We start from the raw sequence: 19216 nt of genomic DNA on the forward strand, positions 1-19216 counted from the left end.
AAAGAAGCGATTGTTGTGTAAGCTGAATGCTGATCCCCCCGACTACTATAGAGGGACCCGTAAGCGGCTACAAATAGTCGTTATGGCGGAGCTCCCTGATGCGACCCTTGCCCGGTTTAGTGGAGCAAATGGTTTTCATATTTCCGCCGCATCCAGTTCTAACAATATTTTGAATAATGTTAAGCTCAAAGACATACGACAAAGAGAATAGGACGATGAAAACTCCCCTCAGTAAAAAGATATTGTTTTCCTGTCTGCCGTTTTTGGTTTTTTTATTTTTAGCAGAGATAGGACTCCGACTCAGTGATCAGCTTTTGCCCGTACGTGTGGTCTGTTTCCACCCTATATATGAAAGAGAATATTGTGCCAATACGGAGGGCAGTCTTAAATATGAAAATGTCATCAAAGTAAACCGTCACGGGATGCTGGACCAGAACTATCCAAAACCCAAAACTCCAGGCGCTTTGCGAATTGCGGTGCTGGGCGATTCCATGACTGCAGGGGAAGAAGTAAAAAACACTCAGCGCTATCACGAAATCTGGGAGCGGGCGTTGCCCAAACGGCTGGGCCGGGATGTTGAAGTACTCAATTTCGGCGTGCGCGGGTTTGGCACCTGGGAATCGCTGCAGATGTATCATCTCAAAGCAAAACAATTTCAGCCCGATTACACTGTGCTCGGTTTTTACTGGGGCAACGATATCGAAAACAATTTGCAGGCACAGTTGGAAGCGCAACCCAATCCATTGCGCGGTCAGTATGAAATTCCTTTGATACGGAAGATAAATCTTGCGCGTAAAGATTTTAATAAGTGGTTATGGAATCACAGTGCCGTGTACCACCTGACCCGCAAGGGATACAACGAGGTTGAAACGCATGTAAAAAACCTTTTTTCAGATAATGGTCAGCGGACAGTGCGCATTCAAAAAGAATATGAAGCCCAGCCCCAGGCTTTTGAATTTGCCCGGCAGGGCATGGCGTTCAAACCTCCACCTCTGGGCGAGGATCTTGAGTCCACCGTAGACGATAAATTTTTCTTCGACTCGGAAGGCTGGCACCTGACCCGCAGGTTGATTCGGAAATTAAACGACGAAGTGCTGAAATCCGGAAGCCAGTTGATCGTGATCCATTTTATGGATGTTGAACAATACTACAACTACCCGCCACTATCGTTACGAGAGTTCGATACCTTCCTGATGCAGGAAGGAATTCCCCATTTGAACATGTACCCGGCGTTTAACGCACTCGATCGCAAAGCACTGGCAGCGAATACTTTTGAACACGACAACCACTTCAACGCCACCGGACACAAATTCCTGGCCGACAACAGCATCGACTTCCTCGTCCGCCAGATCCTCGGCTCCGGCCGGGTGACTTGAACGATACCCGGATGTTATTCCTTTTACCTTCCTTAAAGAGCTGAACCCTCAAATTCAACGGTTTGCTCGCCAAAAACCGCCCAATTCCGTTATAAGTTTTTTTAAGCCAAATCTTGAATATCCGAATTGTTAGAATTTGGTTTGAAATCCAGGCGCATTTTCATATACTGAATGTAGTGAATTTCCCGCAAAATATTTCGGAGGTGGATTATGTATAGAAAAACCCTGAAGCAGTTATTGGGAATCCTTGTGATTGGCCTTTTTATAACCGGCTGCAGCACCGCCTCGCATCATATGAAGGTTTCAAAAAACCAGGGAAAAGTGGAAGCGCCGATCACTTACCTTGCTCACGATGCTGAAGAAGACAGCATTGATTACTGGGATTAAAAAGGAACCCATCTTTTTAGACTTCCCCTGGCTTTTTCAATTTTAATTGGAAAGGGCCAGGGGAGGTAAAAATCCATAATCCAACTGCCATCCCCCCCTTGGTATTTTCTTTTCCTCGCGAAAATCTGTCCGAATTTACTAACAGAAAACAAACCTGATCCAAAAGAGAAGTTTGCTAGTATTTATTGTGTCGTTTGAATAATTCTCCGGCAAAAATTTACCGGTGATACTACACAATTACTACTTGAGGAAAACTTCTCTTGAAAATGAACAGAACCGCGATATCAATTGTCATCACCTTCCTGGTTTTCTTCCTGGCCAGTCCCGCCCTTTCGAAAAGCACACACCCGATACCAGATAACACTCCTGAGAATCAATCGGAGAAAATTGAACGGAGCAGCGCATTAGACCTCGCTTATTTTCCTGTGAGTTCCACGGGAACAAATAAACCGGGGAGTGTTCAATCGACCAATCCAAAAGCCAAGAAGTTGGACCGGAAACTGATCAAAAAAATCAGAAAACTTCTAAAGAAAAAAAGACGCCACCGCCGGTGCCTGGTCTAATTAGCCCACCCGCAGCCCATCCAGAATGAGGAAATAACCTCATTGCCGCTATCCAGAAACTTACCGCCCTTATCCGCTTTCTTCAGGCGTTCTTTGATGCGTTGTTCCTGCCATTCAAACACTTCAAGATAGTTATCAACAGCTTCCGTAATAAGCCAGTTGCGGGAACGGTCAAAACTGGAAGCAATATGATCCAGTTTTTTCTGGGTTTCCCTGGAAAGGCGAACGGTAACATTTCCCATATTTTGACTCATAAACAATCATTCCTGATATAAAACTTTATAATTATCGTATTCAAACAAAGACAAGTTTCCCAGGCATTAACGAATCCTGAATAGGGCGTATGAAGGACACATGGGGTTTAAAACTGCTACCGGTGTGGGCGCTTTGCGGAAAGGGGATGCTTTTTTTCTGGTATTTCACCGAACAAGCCGGTACCCGAGACCTGAAACCTAGTCAGCGGCCACAGACAAAAACCTCCCCGCCGCCGTGGGATGTTTTTATATGGTGAGGTATTTGCGAGTGAGAAAATAACCCCGCCTTTTGTCTTTAGATAGAAATATCCTTTTTTTCACATTTAAAGTTGACACAAATATCACTTGTGACCATAATGGTCATATCATTATAATTTTACCCATTAAGGTCATATGATTAAAAGGGGTGGGGCTCAAAAATCGAACGACGAATTATCTCCAGAGCGAATCCGGGCAATTCGTGAATCCCTCGGTCTTTCTCAAGATGTAGCTGGAGAAATTCTTGGTGGAGGCCCCAGAGCTTTCACAAAGTATGAGGCAGGTTCTATTAAGCCCGCTGCTGCCGTTATTAATCTTTTGAAGATTCTAGAGGTCAATCCAAAAGCCTTGGAAACCTTAACTGGCAATGAAACCAAACCAAAGAAAATAAGTGGACGATCTCCCTTCGAAGTTAAGGGTAAGCATGTTGAAGAGTTATCTGCTGACCAATTGGTAAATTTGACAAGACGATTATTGGCGGCGGAGGCCTTTTCCTATTCTCTTCCTTCACCAACTATTCATGTACCGGAAAATATAAACGCCCCAGATGGAGGGGAAGACGCACGGATTAAATGGGAAGGAAGCCCAGAAAAAACTCTATACCTCTCCTGCCGTTTAAATCAATTTCAAATGAAGTCAGGGAAAATAGAAAACAAAAAGGCAGGCAAAGAGGTAATAAATAAAAAAGGCCAAATCAAAGAGATGGTTCGTTCTGTTTTGGAGGCGGGCGGAACCTACACTCTGCTTTGCGCGCATGGGTATGTCCACCAGGAAACTCAAAAAAAAGAAACTGCAATTAGAAAGACTCTAACTGAGGCTGGTTTGTCATTTAAAGATCACCAAGTTCGATTTTTTGATTCCAGCATGATTGCTGATTGGGTAAATACACATCCTTCTGTAGCCATATGGCTACTGGAGAAAACGGAAATCAGTTCTATTGGAAATTTTCGGTCCTTGGAGTATTGGAGTAATAGTCCAGAACATAGTATTGAATTTTTCGAGGACTCAAGGCTGAAAGAGGTACAAAGTAAGCTCCTTCCATCAATAATAAAACCAAAAAATGGAATGAGGGTTCATGGCCCTTCGGGAACTGGAAAATCGCGACTTATATTGGAGGCTTTAAGAGGCGAAGTAATAATTGACGGCACTAGCTCAACTTCAATAAAAGATTTAGCCCTTTATGTAGATGAGCAATCAGCAGGTACACATTCAATTAAACACGCAATACAGAACCTTGCTGATTCATCTACACGAGCCATAGTTGTTGTAGATAGTTGCGATGTGCAGACCCATCGTCATTTGTTAAACCTGATTCAAAGAGAAGAAAGCAAACTATCCCTCATCACCATTGATGATGAACCTCCTTTTATAGAGAAGGATGATACGGTCCTTGTGGGCCCGGCAGATAAGTTAGTAATTGATAAAATTCTAAAAACGGTAGCTCCAAATTTACGGGACGAAGACCAAAGAAGGTTTGTAAAGTTTTCTCAGGGTTTCCCCAGAGTCGCAACTTTACTGGGGGAGTCTTGGACAAATGAGAAGCCAATTTTAGATGCATTTAGTGAAATTGCGAAAATAATTATTATAGGCCGGGAAAAATTTGAGCCCGATCTCCTTTTGTATGGCGCTCAACTTCTGAGTATTTTTGGTGTGTTATATGAAAGTGAAATTGAGGTTGTGGCTGATTTAAGTTCACGTTTGGATGCCGAAGGTCTTCGTTCTGCAATTTATAAATTAGAGGCGCGTGGTATTGTTCAAAAAAAAGGCAAAGCTTTATTGATTCAACCCCGCCCTGTTGCATTGTGTCTTGCTGAATTGAAGTGGTCTGAGTGGGGGAGAGACGAATGGGAAGACATGATAGCTGGGCCATTATCTGAAGAATTAAAAAAAAGGGCATTTAGCCAATTGGCTCTTCTGAACACAACGGATCTGGGTATACAGATTGGAAAGTATTTGTTAAGGGCGGGTGGGCCCTTAGATTCCATAGAAAATCTATCTAAAACTGGAGCAGCGGAAATCTTTTCATGTTTGGCAGAGGTAGATGCTGAAGCTGCAGTTTCACTCCTTGAAAGATCTTTAGGAAGAGTGTCTCCTCAAAAAATCAAAATTTTAGATGGGGATGCCCGAAGACATATTGTGTGGGCTCTCCAAAAAATTAGTTTCTGCACAGAAGTTTTTGAAAGAGGTGCCAAGATTATGTTGGACTTGGCAATAAATGAAAGTGAAAGTTGGGACAATTATGCTACAGGAAATTTTAAGTCCTTTTTCCCTGTTCATTTAGGAAATACGGAGGGAAATGCTGAAATGCGTTTTCGCGTCATTGATGATGCGCTTAACACAGATAATGAAAGCCAGCTTCTCATGGTTGTGGAAGCACTTATTTCAGGTTCTGAAACGGATTTTTTTTCTAGGGGAGTTGGAGCGGAAACACATGGGACCCGTCCTGTGAAAGAGCCTTGGCGTCCAAATACAGGGGAAGAATTTGTAAATTATATTGAAGGCTGTTGTAACCGGCTCATTGATTTATCTAAAAGAAAAGATGAAGTTGGAGCCGCTGCAAAACAAGGATTGGGAAATAAATTTCGATATTTAGCAAATAAGCAGTTCCTTAAAGTAGTGAAAAGGGCTGTAGAGGAAGTTGTTTCGGTTCATGGGGCATACTGGCCTGAAGCATATGAGAGCTTGGGAGATGTTCTTGTTCACGATATCGAAGGGCATTCAGCCGAATATATTAAGGAAATACAAGCTATCCTAAAAACTTTCACCCCCAAATCTTTAGAAGACCGCCTTCGTATCCTAGTAATAGAAATGCCATGGGATTACCCTTGCGATGAAAAGCTTAGCTTTGAACAAAGGGAAAAAAAGCAAAAAGAGGCTGTTGAAGATCTTGTAGGCGATTATCTCAAGACCCCCGAAGATTTGAAAAAAGCATTAGCAAAGATCAATTGTCTGCCAAAAGAAAAACGCCGAGGCCAATTACGAATGGCTTGGGTTTTTGGCTATCAAATTTCCAGAAAGTCTGAAAACCCTGAAAAGTGGCTTAATTTGATCACTAAAAGTTTGCTCGATATTAAAGCTGAGGACAGAGATTTTGATCTATTAGCAGGCTATTTACGGGGGCTATACCAGAAAAATCCTCAAGCCGTTGAAGAATTTAAACTGAATGCATCGGGTTCCGCAGATTTTGCCCCCGCTTTGCCGTCTATTTGTTTGAGAATTGGAATTCAAGCGGAAGATATTCCTATGGTTTCTGGCGCTTTGAAAGCTGAGTTGATTACCCCTTGGCATCTAATGCAATGGAGCTGCGGGGGCGTTTTGGCAGAATTATCGCCTGCGGATGTGTCACCCCTATTTGATCTGTTAATCACAATAAGTGAAGAGGGATTTTGTGTCGCAATGGATCTCCTGGGAATGTATGCCTACGGTAGGCCTGAAATTTTAGAAGAGTTTATCCCGCAGATCAAACTGGCCGCAGAAAATTCTGGATTAAAATCAAAAGATGGACATAGGTCTCAAATGGACGAGCACCATTTCCAGGATATTATGAAATGGATATTGCGAAAAGGTAGGGGAAATGTGGATGCTAGATCAATTGCGTCCATTCTGTCGAATCAGCTTGTTAATTTGGTAAATAATGGAAATGAAAGGTTGATCAAACCATTGGTGCCTTTGCTGCTCTCAGATTTTCCTGAAATTTCGTGGCAAATTATTGGCCCGGCCATAACTTCAGATATAAGAGTGGCGTGGAAATTTGAACACCTGCTAGGGGATAAATATTCATTTCGAGAAAGTAAGAACCCTCCAATCTTAAGTCTCCCAGAAGAAACTCTTTTTTCCTGGTGCCAAGCAAACAAAAAAACAGCACCGAGCCTTGTTGCCGCAATTGTCCCAGTCCTTACAACCCAAAACCCTAAGGAAACAGATATCGAAGTTCATCCAGTCATGAGAAAGCTCTTAGATGAATTTGGAGATCAGAAAGAAGTATTGGAAGGTATAGAAAGAAATATTTTCACTTATGGTTGGAGTGGTTCAAGGACTACCTATTTCCAGCTTTATTTAATTCCATTTAAAGAACTAAAGGACCACCCAAGGAAAGAGGTTCGTTTTTGGGCTGAGAGGATGATAAATATCTTGAGGCATCAAAAAAACCAAGCGCGGGATGAAGACGAGGAGCAGGAAGCTTTTTGGTCTGTCTGATGGAATAAAGCTGGGAAAAATTAGAAATTTTATGACATTTAGAACTGACATTAAAACCTGTATGAAAGATTGTATCTTGGCAATACTTTGGAATCGTCAAGAAATTTATGATTTTTTTCAAGACCATTCATGCACCTCAAAAGAGTTGAAACTCATAAAAAGTTTTAAGGATCAATCTATATCCAGAAGAAAAATGGTCGACTTGGTTTTCTCTGCTCTTTCAAAAAGGGATGATGGGGGGTGTAACCAATTTCAAAAAATGTTTAGATCCTTGACAGAATGGTCGCATTTTGACGAATACTATTTTGATAAATTACATAAATTAGATCGTAATACAGCAGTGCGGCTTATTCGAAAATTAAAATCCTTTTCTTCAATCTGCCACCAAAAAAAAGGTTCAGGATATTCCCTAATGTCATTTCTGCAATTAATTCCAAAATATCGCTTCATAATTGATGCATTCATATAAAAAGGTTTCCAATAAACAATTCGAAAATCCCAAAAACAAAAAAGCCGCCCTTAAAAAGGGCGGCTTTTAATATTTGGCTCCGGAGACAGGATTCGAACCTGTAACCTTACGGTTAACAGCCGTCTGCGCTACCATTGCGCCACTCCGGAATGGTGTCTTGTTTGGTGGGCTGCTGCGGCAAAGAAGTAATTTTATCAGGTCTTGCGGCTGGGTCAAGCGCATAAATCGACCCAATTTTAACCATTTGGGCTCAAACTACCCCATATCCGTGCGACCTTCCAGGGCTTTTTGCAGGGTGACGGTGTCAGCGTATTCAATATCGCCTCCGACCGGGACACCGCGCGCGATCCTGCTCAGTTTTACGGCGTTTTCCTTGAACATTTTGGCGATATAAATCGCGGTGGCCTCGCCTTCCAGATCCGGATTGGTCGCCAGAATAATTTCTTTCACGGCACCGGTATCGACCCGTGTTTTCAGGGCATCGAGTGTCAGCTCTCCTGGTCCGATGCCATCCAGTGGCGATATCACTCCCATCAGCACGTGGTACACCCCTTTGAACTCGCCAACGTTTTCCAGAACGTAAACATCGTACGGCTCTTCAACGACGCAAATGAGACTGCGGTCGCGTTTGTCATCGGTGCATATGTCACACGGATTGCGCTCGGTGATGCCGTGGCACTCGGTACACAGCACAATTTTTTCTTTTACATTGGTGATGGCGGTCGACAATTTATCGGCGCGCATTTTTTCCCCGCGCAGGATGAAGAACGACAACCGCTCGGCGGTCTTCTGACCTATGCCGGGCAGGCGCTTGAGTTCCTGAATTAAATCGGTTAGTGCACTAGGACGTTTCAATTGTTGTCCATTAATTTTAAATAGGAAGATGTCCGGCAAGGGGAGAGGCAAATCACCCTGCTTCGCTTCCCTCTTTATAAAGAGGGAATATTGTAATCACACAAAACTATTTCCTCAGCGGAAAGTGGAAGGCTAAAAAGATGTTTCCAAACACCCGTTGTATAGCCAACAGGTTGTACATCACCCTACCGTAAGATGGTTCTACTTTGCCCCTCCGGCGAGGAGTTAACCGAACAGACCGGGGATTTTGATGCCGCCTGTCAGTTGCGAAACCTCTTCGGCAAAGAGCGCTTTCGCCTGTCTGGTGACTTCATTCATTGCGCCGGCGGTCAGTTCTTCCAGGATGGCACGGTCCTGCATGTTGATCAGTTCCTCGTCGATCTGCACCGACAGAATTTCATTGAGTCCATTGGCTGTCACTTTCACCATTCCTCCGCCGGTAGAGGCTTCTATCCGCTTTTCCCGCAGTTTGTCCTGGACCTCTCCAAACTTGGACTGCATGTCTTTAAACTGCTGTAACATTCCACCGAATTTATCGAACATGGTTTTATTTAACCTCTATTGGAGTTGCCCTTTTTTATTGGCATTAAATATTTCAGAAAGCTCTTTTATTTTCCCTCCCCTTGAAAGGGGAAGGTGCGGGTGGGGTTTTTAATTCAACCTCCCCCGTACCCCCTCCTTATTTAAGGAAGGGGACAAGGCGATGGTAATTTCCCAAATTTTTAAGGACCTCTGCAAAGAACTCCTTCACAAGAAAGACTACTTTGCCACCCAAACCGTTTTACACTACCGGTCCGCCGTCCGCGAAAGCCTTAACCGATGATGGTGCCTCCCAGAATTTCAACGGCGTCCTGTAAAATCTGTTGTTCAGTCGGACTTTCTTTTTTTTTATCTGATCCACTGCCTTTTCCACTGGCTGGATCTGACTGAGCCGGTGTTGGAGTAGACGCGGGTCTACAGTCCAGTTTGATTTTAACAGAAGGGCTGCCCATAACCGCTTCCGCAATTTCTTTCAGCAAGGCCTTGTTCTCATCTTTATCCGCCTGTCCCTGCGTGAACGGATCCGGAAACGCCAGATGCAGACATTCGTCACTGAGCTCCAGGACCTCAGCCTGCGCAAGATAGGTGGCGAAGATGCGCTTGGCTTCACCCGCGCGCGCCTTGATCTGCTCCCACTTATTTTGGCCACCACCTGCTACTGGTGCTGATGCGGGGCTTGCAGGCGCTGGGCTCGATGCGGTATTGGATGCTGTATTAGATGATGCGGCAGGTGCCGATGCCGGAGCGGCCGTGGGTCCCGGGCTGGCAGCAGGTACCGGGTGGTTACTTGCTGGCGCTGTCGGCTGCATCGTATTGATCTGATCAATCATGGCGTCGATATTTTGAAAAGGCCTTACGTCCAGCATTCTAATCAGTGCCATTTCAAAAACCGTACGGGGTAGAGAGCTGCGTTTCATGTCCATTTCCGCACGCGACAGCGCCTGGAACATCTGCTGCAACTCATCCAGATGAATCGCTTCCGCCTGCCGGGTCAACGCTTCGATGTCGCAACTTTTCTGATCCAGTAATGCACTCGACTCTTTCGCCACCTTGACGATCATTAGATTTCGCAGGTACTCCAGAAGATCTCGACAGAGCAGACCGAGATCTTTCCCCTCCAGCGTGGTGTTATGCACCGTTTGCATCAGCGCCGGGCCATCCTTGGACAAAATCATATCGAAAAATTGAATCAGCGCGTCCTGTCCGACAATCCCGAGCACCTGTTGCACGGAACCCGCATCGATGGACTTACCACTGAAGGCGATCACCTGATCGAGCAGGCTTTGCGCATCGCGCATACTGCCGGCCCCGTTTTTGGCAACCTCTTCCAGGCTGCCGGGATCGATTTTTATTTCTTCCTGGTCACAGATCAATTGCAACTGGTCCATGATCTGCTGATGCGACAGTGGCTTAAATTCGAAATGCTGGCAGCGGCTCAAAATCGTTTCCGGAATCTTGTTCATCTCGGTGGTCGCGAAAATAAACACCACACCCGGCGGCGGTTCCTCCAGAGTTTTGAGCAGGGCATTGAACGCACTCTTCGACAGCATGTGCACTTCATCGATGATGTAAACCTTGTAGCGGCAGGACGATGTGCTGTATTGAACGTTATCGATCAATTCACGCGCTTCGGCTACACCATTGTTGGAAGCGCCGTCGATTTCAAGAACATCGACACTGTGGCCGTCCCGGATTTCCACGCAATGGGTGCAGATATCGCAGGGTTCCGGTGTTGGACCCTGTTCACAGTTGAGGGCTTTGGCGAGGAGGCGGGCGGACGTTGTTTTGCCCACTCCACGCGTTCCCGAAAAAAGATAGGCCTGTGCAATGCGGTCGAGTTCGATCGCATTCTTCAGCGTGCGGACAATATGTTCCTGCCCGATGAGCTGGGAAAATTTCTGCGGTCGCCATTTCCGTGCAGAGGCTTGAAATTTCATGGTGTGTTGGAAACGGGGGGAATTAAAAAGGCAGAATTGTTGGGGATCTCACAGCACCCGTAGAAACTTGCTACCGTTGCTTCCTTCCGGACCTGGCGGGGTTCACAAGGCCACGTTGCGTGAGGCCCAACAAAACTGCCCAAATTTTTAACGATGACAATGGGCCATCGGAACGTTTTATTTTTTAAGGACTTACAGAGCTTTTGCCAATGGCACCCTGCCAGTCAGTCTTCCTGTTCTCTATCCGAGCTATCAAGGATACATTGCCTCAAGCCGTGGGTAAAGTCAATTCCTACTCGCCGGCTTTTCTGCCAATTCCACCCTCATTTTGGTGCCCTCCTGGAGGGTTCAACTCCTCCAGGACTAAACTTTATTCAATAAGAATACTTAAGGAGGCGTTTCTGAAAGGATGATTTCCTGATGGAAAAAGATCAACAAAACGGCTCCTGATATCTCCTTCAGGGCTCCGGTATAAAATGGCGGAGAGGGAGGGATTCGAACCCTCGGTAGGCTTTTGACCTACACACACTTAGCAGGCGTGCGCCTTCAGCCAACTCGGCCACCTCTCCTTATTGTTTTCCTTTAAATTTTCAGCGGGGGTTCAAAAAAGTGGGAACCCTACCGGGAAACTGTGACCAGCCTCTATCAATCGCATCCCTATAGTGCGAAGGTCTGGAGAAAACTTTCTAAACCCCGACTGGAAGCTTTTCCCGCCAACGTTTAGTTGCCCCTCCGGCGAGAAGTGGAGGAGGGAGTGGGATTCGAACCCACGGAACGCTCTCACGCTCAACGGTTTTCAAGACCGTCGCCTTCAACCACTCGGCCATCCCTCCGATTTAAATTGAACTTCTAAATTTTTGAATCTCTGTTTGTTTTCTAAGCCGAAACCTTAATATACCTGCCTGTATTCGATTTCCTAATAGTGTCCTGTAACTAACCGATTGTCAAGATGCTGTGTGCAGGATTTCACCCTGTTTTGCCTCATAAAGTTATCAGGCTGGTCCAATCTTTTCGCGACCGCCCATATAGCTCTGCAAAGGGGCAGGGATCTGGATCGATCCATCTTCCTGCTGGTAATTTTCCAGCACAGCGACCCATAATCGGCCTGCCGCAAGACCCGATCCATTAAGAGTGTGAACCAGCTCTGGCTTGCCTTTGGCGCCACCACGCCGGAACCGGATTTTCGCACGTCTCGCCTGGTAATCCACAAAATTGCTGCAGGACGATATTTCCCGATACATCTTCTGGCTCGGCAGCCAGACTTCGAGATCATAGGTCTTGGTGGATGAAAACCCCAGGTCGCCCGTGCACAGGTTCATCACGCGGTAGGGCAGGTCCAGTTTTTGTAAAATTGACTCAGCATCCTTAACCAGTTTTTCAAGTTCTTCAAAAGAGTTTTCCGGTTTGCAAAATTTTACGAGTTCGACCTTATCGAACTGGTGTTGCCGGATGATCCCCTGTGTGTCCTTTCCATATGAACCGGCCTCACGCCGGAAGCAGGCTGTATAAGCCGCGTAACAAAGGGGCAGGCTGTCTTCTTCCAGAATTTCATCGCGGTGCAGGTTGGTCAACGGGACTTCTGCTGTTGGAATAAGAAACAGCGGGTCGTCGGCCAGCCTGAACTGATCCTCCTCGAACTTTGGAAACTGACCGGTCCCTATCATGGATTCCCGATTGACCAGAAAGGGAGGAGATATTTCACCATAACCGTTCTCCTCCGTCTGCACATCCAGCATGAACTGGATCAATGCACGAAGCAGTCTGGCACCTTCCTTTTTGAAAACTGCAAACCTCGAAGCAGAAATTTTTACCGCACGTTTTTGATCCAGAATGTCGAGGGCTTCACCCAGCTCGACATGGTTGCGTACTTCAAAATCAAATTTCCCCGGGGTTCCCCATTCCCGCACCAGTTCATTTGCGTCTTCGTTTTCCCCCTTGGGAACAGAATCATGTGGCGTGTTGGGGATCGCCAGTAGATGCTCCTGCAGTGCCTGCTCATTCTCCTCGGCGGTATCATCGTAGCGTTTGATCTCTTCGTTGATCTGCTTGACCTCTTCCATAAGAGAAGTCGCGTCTTCGCCTTTTTGTTTGAGCTTTCCTACCTCTTGTGAAAGTGTCTTTTTCTTGTTTTTTAACTGCTCCGCATGCTGGATCCCTTCACGACGCTTCCGGTCTTTTTCGAGAAGCAGTTCAATTTCTTCAGCAACCCCAGTCCCGCGTTTTTTGAGCAGATCGCGGAACTCTTCCGGGTTTTCCCTGATTTTTTTTATATCCAGCATTAACGTTGTCTCCGTGACTTTCTTTTCTTCCGTGATTTTCTCGACTTGGGCTGCTTGCTTTTTTTGATGCGCCCTTCAAGTCCTTCCAGTTTCATTTTCACCATGGCCGGGTATTTATATTTACCCTCCAGGGCTTTAAAACTTTTATAGGCAACCTGCAGCTTGCCCTCATCTTCAAGGCAGGAGGCCATCACAAAATCCATCTCGCCTTTGAAGGGGTTTTTGGGCTTCTTTTTTACAAACTGCTGGTAGCGCTCCCGGGCAACCTCGCATTTACCCAGGGTGTAATACAACTCAACAATTTTATATTGGGCCTGAGCCGACCAGTCGGATTCAGGATATTTTTCGAGCAGCAATTCAAACTCCACTACTGCCTGATCGTAACTTTGCTTCTTGATGAACAGCGTGGCAATTTTGAACTGATGTTCAGGATTATCTTCAGGGACCTGGTTGCGATCGATCAGGTTCTGGTATTCGATGATGGCCTGATCGTAATCCTTGAAATTGGTTTCCACAATTTCCGCGATGTATTTCTGCGCATCATAGCGGAAAGGGCCGCGCGGATTCTCCTGCACCACCTCTTTAAAATAGTTGATAGCCTGGATGTGGTCGTTCAACCCGTACAGGTTGATCTCCCCCAGGCGAAACAACGCTTCTTCTGCATATACGCCGGTGGGAGCAATCTCAAGAACTGATTTAAACTGCTCAACTGCGCTGTGGTTGCGACCCCCCACCCACTCTTCATTGGCCTGGTTGAGAAGTTTTTCTACTTTGGAATCCTGACAGGCACTCAACAGGAGGGCCATCAGACAAACCAGCCAAATCCCTGGCTTGCGGGGCCAACATAGTTTCATAATGTACCGGGACGTTCAGGAGGGTTACTCAACAAACTTTTCCACCGCAACAACGTGATTGCCTTCCTGGATCCGGGCAAGCCGAACCCCCTGCGTATTGCGGCCCATTGTCGAAATACCGTCGACCGGCATCCGGATGATATTGCCGTTGCTGGTCACCACCAGCAATTCATCGTTTTCAGTGACCTGTTCAACGCCCACAACCGATCCGGTTTTGTCATTAGTCTTCATGGTGATAACACCCTGTCCGCCACGACCCTGCACCGGATAGTCTTCAACCGGAGTTCTTTTACCGTAACCATTCTCGGTCACCGTGAGAGCAGAGTTGCCGGGTTCAACAATCACAGCGCTGACCACCGCATCATCTTCCTTGAAACGGATGCCCACAACACCACGAGCCGTACGTCCCATAGCCCGGACATCGCTTTCCTGAAAACGGATGGCCTTGCCGAGACGTGTCGCCAGTATGACATCCTTGCTGCCGTCACTGACTTCCGCCGCGATAACACGATCCCCATCGTCGAGAGTCAACCCGATGATACCGCCCTGGCGAACGTTGCTGTAAGCCATCAGCGAGGTCTTCTTCACCACACCACGCTGGGTGGCGCACACCACAAATTTGTCTTCTTCAAAAGTTTTCACTGGAAGAATACTGGCTATTTTTTCATCCGGCTGCAACTGCAGGAGATTGGCGATGGATTTACCCTTGGCAACCCGTGTCGCCTCGGGAACCCTGTAAACTTTCAGCCAATGAACCTTACCGATATTAGTGAAAATCAGCAGGTAGTCTTTTGTGGAGGCGACGAACATCTGGGAGACCACATCCTCCTCACGAACCGCCATGCCCTTGACCCCTTTGCCACCGCGTTTCTGGGACCGATAGTTGTCGACTGCCAAACGTTTGATGTAACCGCTTCGCGAAAACGTGATGACCATGTCTTCGTCAGCGATCATATCCTCTATGTCGATATCCCCTTCGTCGTCTTCAACGATTTCAGTTCGACGTTCACTTCCATATTTATCGCGAATAACGGTCAGTTCTTCCCGAATGATGGCAAGCTTGACATCTTCATTAGCGAGAATGTGCTCATACTGTTTGATTTCTTCTCGAACCGCAGCGAGGTCGTCCAGAATTTTTTGACGCTCAAGCCCGGTTAAGCGCTGCAGGCGCATCTCCAGGATCGCTTTGGACTGAATCTCGGATAACCCGAAGTTAGACATCAGACTTTCTTTTGCTGACGCCGGGTCCTCTGCTTCCCGAATCGTCCTGACGACATCGTCAAGATTGTCGAGAGCGATTTTCAATCCTTCCAGGATGTGTTCTTTTTCACGCGCCTTTTTTAAATCAAATTCGGTTCGTCGCGTCACCACTTCCCGCCGGAAGGTGATGAAGTATTGCAAGGCCTCTTTGAGATTTAAAACTCTGGGCTGACGATTGACGATCGCCAGCATGATGATGCCAAACGTTTCCTGCAACTGTGTATTTTTGTAGAGCGTATTGAGGATGACCTGACTGTTGGCTCCTTTTTTGAGCTCGATCACAATACGAATGCCATCGCGGTCCGATTCGTCACGCAAATCAGATATGCCTTCGAGTTTCTTGTCGCGTACGAGTTGGGCTATTCTTTCAACTTGCCGCGCTTTGTTGACCTGGTAGGGCAGCTCACGGACGATGATGGTTTCCCTATCCGTTTTTTCATTGGTTTCTATATCAACACGGGCTCTTACCCGTATCTGCCCCCGCCCGGTGTGATAGGCAGAGCGGATTCCATTGGTTCCCTGGATGATTCCGGAAGTGGGAAAGTCCGGCCCTGTCATCTCCTCCATCAGGTCCGGCACTGTGGCATCCGGCTGATCAATTAATTTGATTGTAGCGCTGACCACTTCTTTCAGGTTATGAGGCGGAATATTGGTGGCCATTCCAACTGCAATTCCTGAAGCTCCGTTTACCAGAAGCTGAGGGAAACCGGCAGGCAACACCGTTGGTTCATTTCGCGAACCGTCATAGGTGGGTTGGAACTGGACGGTTTCCTTTTCCAAGTCGCGCAACATCTCCTGGGAGATTTCGGCCATGCGGATTTCTGTGTAACGTGAGGCCGCTGCGGAATCACCATCAACAGATCCAAAGTTACCCTGACCGTCAACCAAAGGCTGGCGCAGTGAGAAGTCCTGCGCCATCCGAACAATGGTGTCGTAGATAGCAGAATCACCGTGCGGGTGATACCGACCCATAACAGCACCAACGATCTGCGCGGATTTCTTGTAAGGACGATTGAAGGTGTTGGATTCCTCATGCATGGCATACAAAGTGCGCCGATGCACGGGTTTTAATCCATCCCTGATATCAGGAAGCGCGCGTCCAATGATGACGCTCATCGCGTAATCGAGATACGAGCTTCGCATCTCGTCTTCTATATTTATTCCTTCTATCAGTTCACTCATTTGTTTTTAACTTTAAAGGGTTATTTCCAGGTCGGAAAAAACTTGTTTCCTGAGACTTGCATGCAGGACAAAAGATCAGATGTCTATGTTTTTGGCATCCAATGCGTGCTTTTGGATAAATTCGCGGCGCGGTTCCACTTCATCCCCCATCAAGCGGGTGAACAGGGTGTCAAGCTCTACAAAATCATCCGCTTTAACCTGCAGAAGAACCCGGTTATCTGGATTCATCGTGGTGTCCCACAACTGATCGGCATTCATCTCGCCAAGACCTTTATAACGCTGAATGTAAACCCCGCTTTTGCCTGCTTCGTGAATGGCTTTAAGCAATTCCTCCTTGGAACCCACTTCCATGCTGTCCTGCTTTTTAGTGAGCTTGAACGGAGGATGGTCCATGTGGCGGATCGGCTCGTAAAGCTCAAACAGTTTTTGAATCAGCGGAGTGTTCAAAAAATCTGCACCGAGGTCCACCTGGATGTGTTTCCCCAGCCAACGCCCCTTGATGCTGGCGACATAATGATCTTTTTCCTGGTCAAAAGAAATTTCCACCTGAGCACTTCGTATCTGGTCATTGAGATCAATTCCCTCCTGCCCATGATCCGTTTTGGCCCGGTAGCGGTTTCCTTCTTCCTCCTCCATGTCCAACCCAAATTCTTTCAGAACGGCGTTTTCTGCCTCCCCTAACCGGTCCCCATTTTCAAACACCACTGGAATATTTTTCAGGCCATCACCCAAACCGCTTATTTTTTTGCGCTCATCGTCAATCACCTCAGCCATCAAAGACGATAAGGTTTCCAGGGCCTGTCTTAAATCCTTGAAGTTTTCTGGCGTTAGATTGAGCCGGACCACCTGGTTGAGCAAACTGTAGGGGATATTATTTTTGGTAACCGTTTCCGAGTAATCACAGTATTTGTCCAGTTGATTCACCAGTTCCACCAACTCACGACCACTATAGGCCACACCATTTGAAGAAGGCCGTACTTCCTGATTGGCCACACCATTTTCGATCAAAAATTGTGACAGTTTCTTTTCATCCTTGAAATAAACCTCCTGTTTCCCCTTTTTAGTTTTGTACAGAGGCGGCTGTGCAATATACAAATAGCCCTTTTGGATTATTTCCGGCATCTGTCGGAAGAAAAAAGTGAGCAACAGGGTCCGGATATGGGCCCCATCCACATCGGCATCCGTCATGATGATGATTTTGTGATAGCGGATTTTATCTATATTGAAATCGACTTTTCCTATTCCCGTTCCTAAGGCCGTAATGAGCGCACGGATCTCATCACTTGAGATCATTTTGTCGTAACGTGCCTTTTCAACGTTCAGGATTTTACCCTTGAGCGGCAATATAGCCTGGAACTGGCGGGACCTGCCCTGCTTTGCAGAACCGCCAGCAGAGTCACCTTCCACGATATAAATTTCTGATTTTTCTGGGTCTTTCTCGGCACAATCTGCCAGTTTTCCCGGTAAAGAACTGATTTCCAACGCGCTTTTGCGTCGCACCAGGTCTTTTGCTTTTTTTGCAGCTTCTCGTGCCTGCGCGGCACCAATCACTTTGGAACAGATGGCTTTTGCTATCTTTGGTGTTTCTTCAAATATCTGACCCAGCTTTTCGTTGACCATCTGCTCAACGATGCCCTTGACTTCACTATTCCCCAACCGCCCCTTTGTTTGCCCCTCGAACTGGGGTTCCTGGATTTTAATGCTGAGAACGGCAATCAGCCCTTCCCGCATGTCATCGCCGGTCAACGTGATGCCTGCATTTTTGAGCATCCCGCTTTGAGTTGCGTAACTGTTTATTGTGCGAGTGAGGGCTGAGCGATAGCCACTGAGGTGGGTTCCACCGTCACGCGTATTCACATTGTTGACAAAGGTGAACATCTCCTCGTTGTACCCGTCGTTGTATTGCATCGACAACTCAAGCACACAATCGTCTTTGGTCCTCTCAATGTAGATCGGATCGGGGTGAATCACCTTCTTGTTTTTACTGAGATGCTCAACGAAAGAGATTATCCCGCCCTCGTAGAAAAAATCATGGCTTCGCCCATCACGTTCATCGTGAATGTGGATTTTCAGTCCCTTATTGAGAAACGATAGCTCACGCAACCGATGCGACAAAACATCAAAACTAAAATTCACATCAGCAAAAATTTCTCCGTCAGGTCGGATCACCAGCCGGGTTCCCGTAGAGTCGGTTTTTCCATCCACTTCCAGTGAGGTCAGTGGTTTACCGCGGGCATACTTCTGCCGGTATATCAGTCCACCCCGCTTAATTTCCAGATCCACAGATTCCGACAGGGCATTCACTACAGACACCCCTACGCCATGAAGACCGGCTGAAACCTGATAAGTGTCCTTGTCGAACTTTCCTCCAGCGTGCAAAACGGTCATGACCACTTCTGCAGCCGAGATTTTTCTGTCTTTGTGGATGTCTGTTGGAATTCCGCGCCCGTTGTCCGATACCGTGACCGTGCCATCTATGTGGAGGATAACTTCTATTTCTGAACAGAACCCAGCAATAGCCTCATCGACGCTGTTATCGACCAGTTCATAGATCAAATGATGGAGACCGTCGAGTCCGGTACCTCCAATGTACATGGCAGGGCGTTTACGAACCGCTTCCAGACCTTCAAGGATTTTTATATTGGAAGAATCGTAAACTTTAGGTTCTGTGTTTTCCATAAATCCTTAAAAAAGAAGTTAAAAAAATATAACCAGTAGTTAAAGAAGGGGCTGTGGATTTGAGGAAAAACCACATAAAGGTCCAATTCCTAAGGAACTTTTCAGTGTATAAACCAGTGCGAAATT

The 19216-nt window shown here is 46.5% G+C and carries 12 protein-coding genes, 3 tRNA genes and 1 other RNA gene; 4 read left to right on the forward strand and 12 right to left on the reverse strand.

Features of this window, described 5'->3' with window-relative positions; translation table 11 throughout:
* Positions 1 to 215 precede the first annotated feature (215 nt).
* From G3M70_05890 to G3M70_05900, 3 genes are all read left to right on the forward strand, one after another.
* Entirely contained in the window at positions 216 to 1376 is a 1161-nt protein-coding gene (locus tag G3M70_05890; protein ID QPJ61444.1) for an SGNH/GDSL hydrolase family protein, read from the forward strand.
* A 210-nt stretch (positions 1377 to 1586) separates the two neighbouring features.
* Positions 1587 to 1763, forward strand: a complete 177-nt coding sequence (locus G3M70_05895) for a hypothetical protein (protein QPJ61445.1) — start codon at positions 1587 to 1589, stop codon at positions 1761 to 1763.
* Between the two features lie 266 nt (positions 1764 to 2029).
* Entirely contained in the window at positions 2030 to 2326 is a 297-nt protein-coding gene (locus G3M70_05900) for a hypothetical protein (GenBank protein QPJ61446.1), read from the forward strand.
* On the opposite strand, the gene G3M70_05905 is transcribed toward G3M70_05900, so the two are convergent.
* A complete protein-coding gene (locus tag G3M70_05905) occupies positions 2323 to 2580 on the reverse strand; it encodes a ribbon-helix-helix protein, CopG family (GenBank protein QPJ61447.1) in 258 nt (85 codons plus the stop codon). The genes G3M70_05900 and G3M70_05905 overlap by 4 nt on opposite strands.
* Positions 2581 to 2973: 393 nt before the next feature.
* Here G3M70_05905 and G3M70_05910 point away from each other — a divergent pair, with 393 nt between their 5' ends.
* Positions 2974 to 7035: a type II toxin-antitoxin system MqsA family antitoxin gene (locus G3M70_05910; GenBank protein ID QPJ61448.1), complete on the forward strand. Its 4062-nt coding sequence runs from the start codon at positions 2974 to 2976 to the stop codon at positions 7033 to 7035.
* 543 nt (positions 7036 to 7578) lie between these two features.
* Here G3M70_05910 and G3M70_05915 read toward each other — a convergent pair.
* The 11 genes from G3M70_05915 to gyrB form a co-directional block, all read right to left on the reverse strand.
* A tRNA-Asn gene (locus G3M70_05915) sits at positions 7579 to 7653 on the reverse strand.
* A gap of 106 nt (positions 7654 to 7759) precedes the next feature.
* Entirely contained in the window at positions 7760 to 8359 is a 600-nt protein-coding gene (gene recR / locus G3M70_05920; GenBank protein QPJ61449.1) for a recombination protein RecR, read from the reverse strand.
* Positions 8360 to 8584: 225 nt separating this feature from the next.
* Entirely contained in the window at positions 8585 to 8902 is a 318-nt protein-coding gene (locus G3M70_05925; GenBank protein QPJ61450.1) for a YbaB/EbfC family nucleoid-associated protein, read from the reverse strand.
* Positions 8903 to 9171: 269 nt separating this feature from the next.
* The gene (gene dnaX, locus G3M70_05930; protein ID QPJ61451.1) at positions 9172 to 10836 is read right to left on the reverse strand and encodes a DNA polymerase III subunit gamma/tau; all 1665 of its coding nucleotides are present in this window, start codon (positions 10834 to 10836) and stop codon (positions 9172 to 9174) included.
* A 34-nt stretch (positions 10837 to 10870) separates the two neighbouring features.
* An RNA gene (ffs, locus tag G3M70_05935) (signal recognition particle sRNA small type) lies at positions 10871 to 10968 on the reverse strand.
* A gap of 345 nt (positions 10969 to 11313) precedes the next feature.
* Positions 11314 to 11405, reverse strand: a tRNA-Ser gene (locus G3M70_05940).
* 174 nt (positions 11406 to 11579) lie between these two features.
* A tRNA-Ser gene (locus G3M70_05945) sits at positions 11580 to 11669 on the reverse strand.
* A gap of 159 nt (positions 11670 to 11828) precedes the next feature.
* Positions 11829 to 13115, reverse strand: coding sequence for a serine--tRNA ligase (gene serS, locus G3M70_05950; protein ID QPJ61452.1), 1287 nt, complete (start codon positions 13113 to 13115; stop codon positions 11829 to 11831).
* Complete coding sequence (locus G3M70_05955; GenBank protein ID QPJ61453.1) at positions 13115 to 13969, reverse strand: tetratricopeptide repeat protein; 855 nt, start codon at positions 13967 to 13969, stop codon at positions 13115 to 13117. The genes serS and G3M70_05955 overlap by 1 nt, the downstream gene beginning before the upstream one ends.
* Positions 13970 to 13993: 24 nt before the next feature.
* The gene (gene gyrA, locus G3M70_05960; GenBank protein ID QPJ61454.1) at positions 13994 to 16411 is read right to left on the reverse strand and encodes a DNA gyrase subunit A; all 2418 of its coding nucleotides are present in this window, start codon (positions 16409 to 16411) and stop codon (positions 13994 to 13996) included.
* Between the two features lie 75 nt (positions 16412 to 16486).
* Entirely contained in the window at positions 16487 to 19090 is a 2604-nt protein-coding gene (gyrB, locus tag G3M70_05965) for a DNA topoisomerase (ATP-hydrolyzing) subunit B (protein ID QPJ61455.1), read from the reverse strand.
* Between the last annotated feature and the right edge of the window lie 126 nt (positions 19091 to 19216).

The sequence above is a fragment of the Candidatus Nitronauta litoralis genome, from assembly GCA_015698285.1.
Classification (GTDB): domain Bacteria; phylum Nitrospinota; class Nitrospinia; order Nitrospinales; family Nitrospinaceae; genus Nitronauta; species Nitronauta litoralis.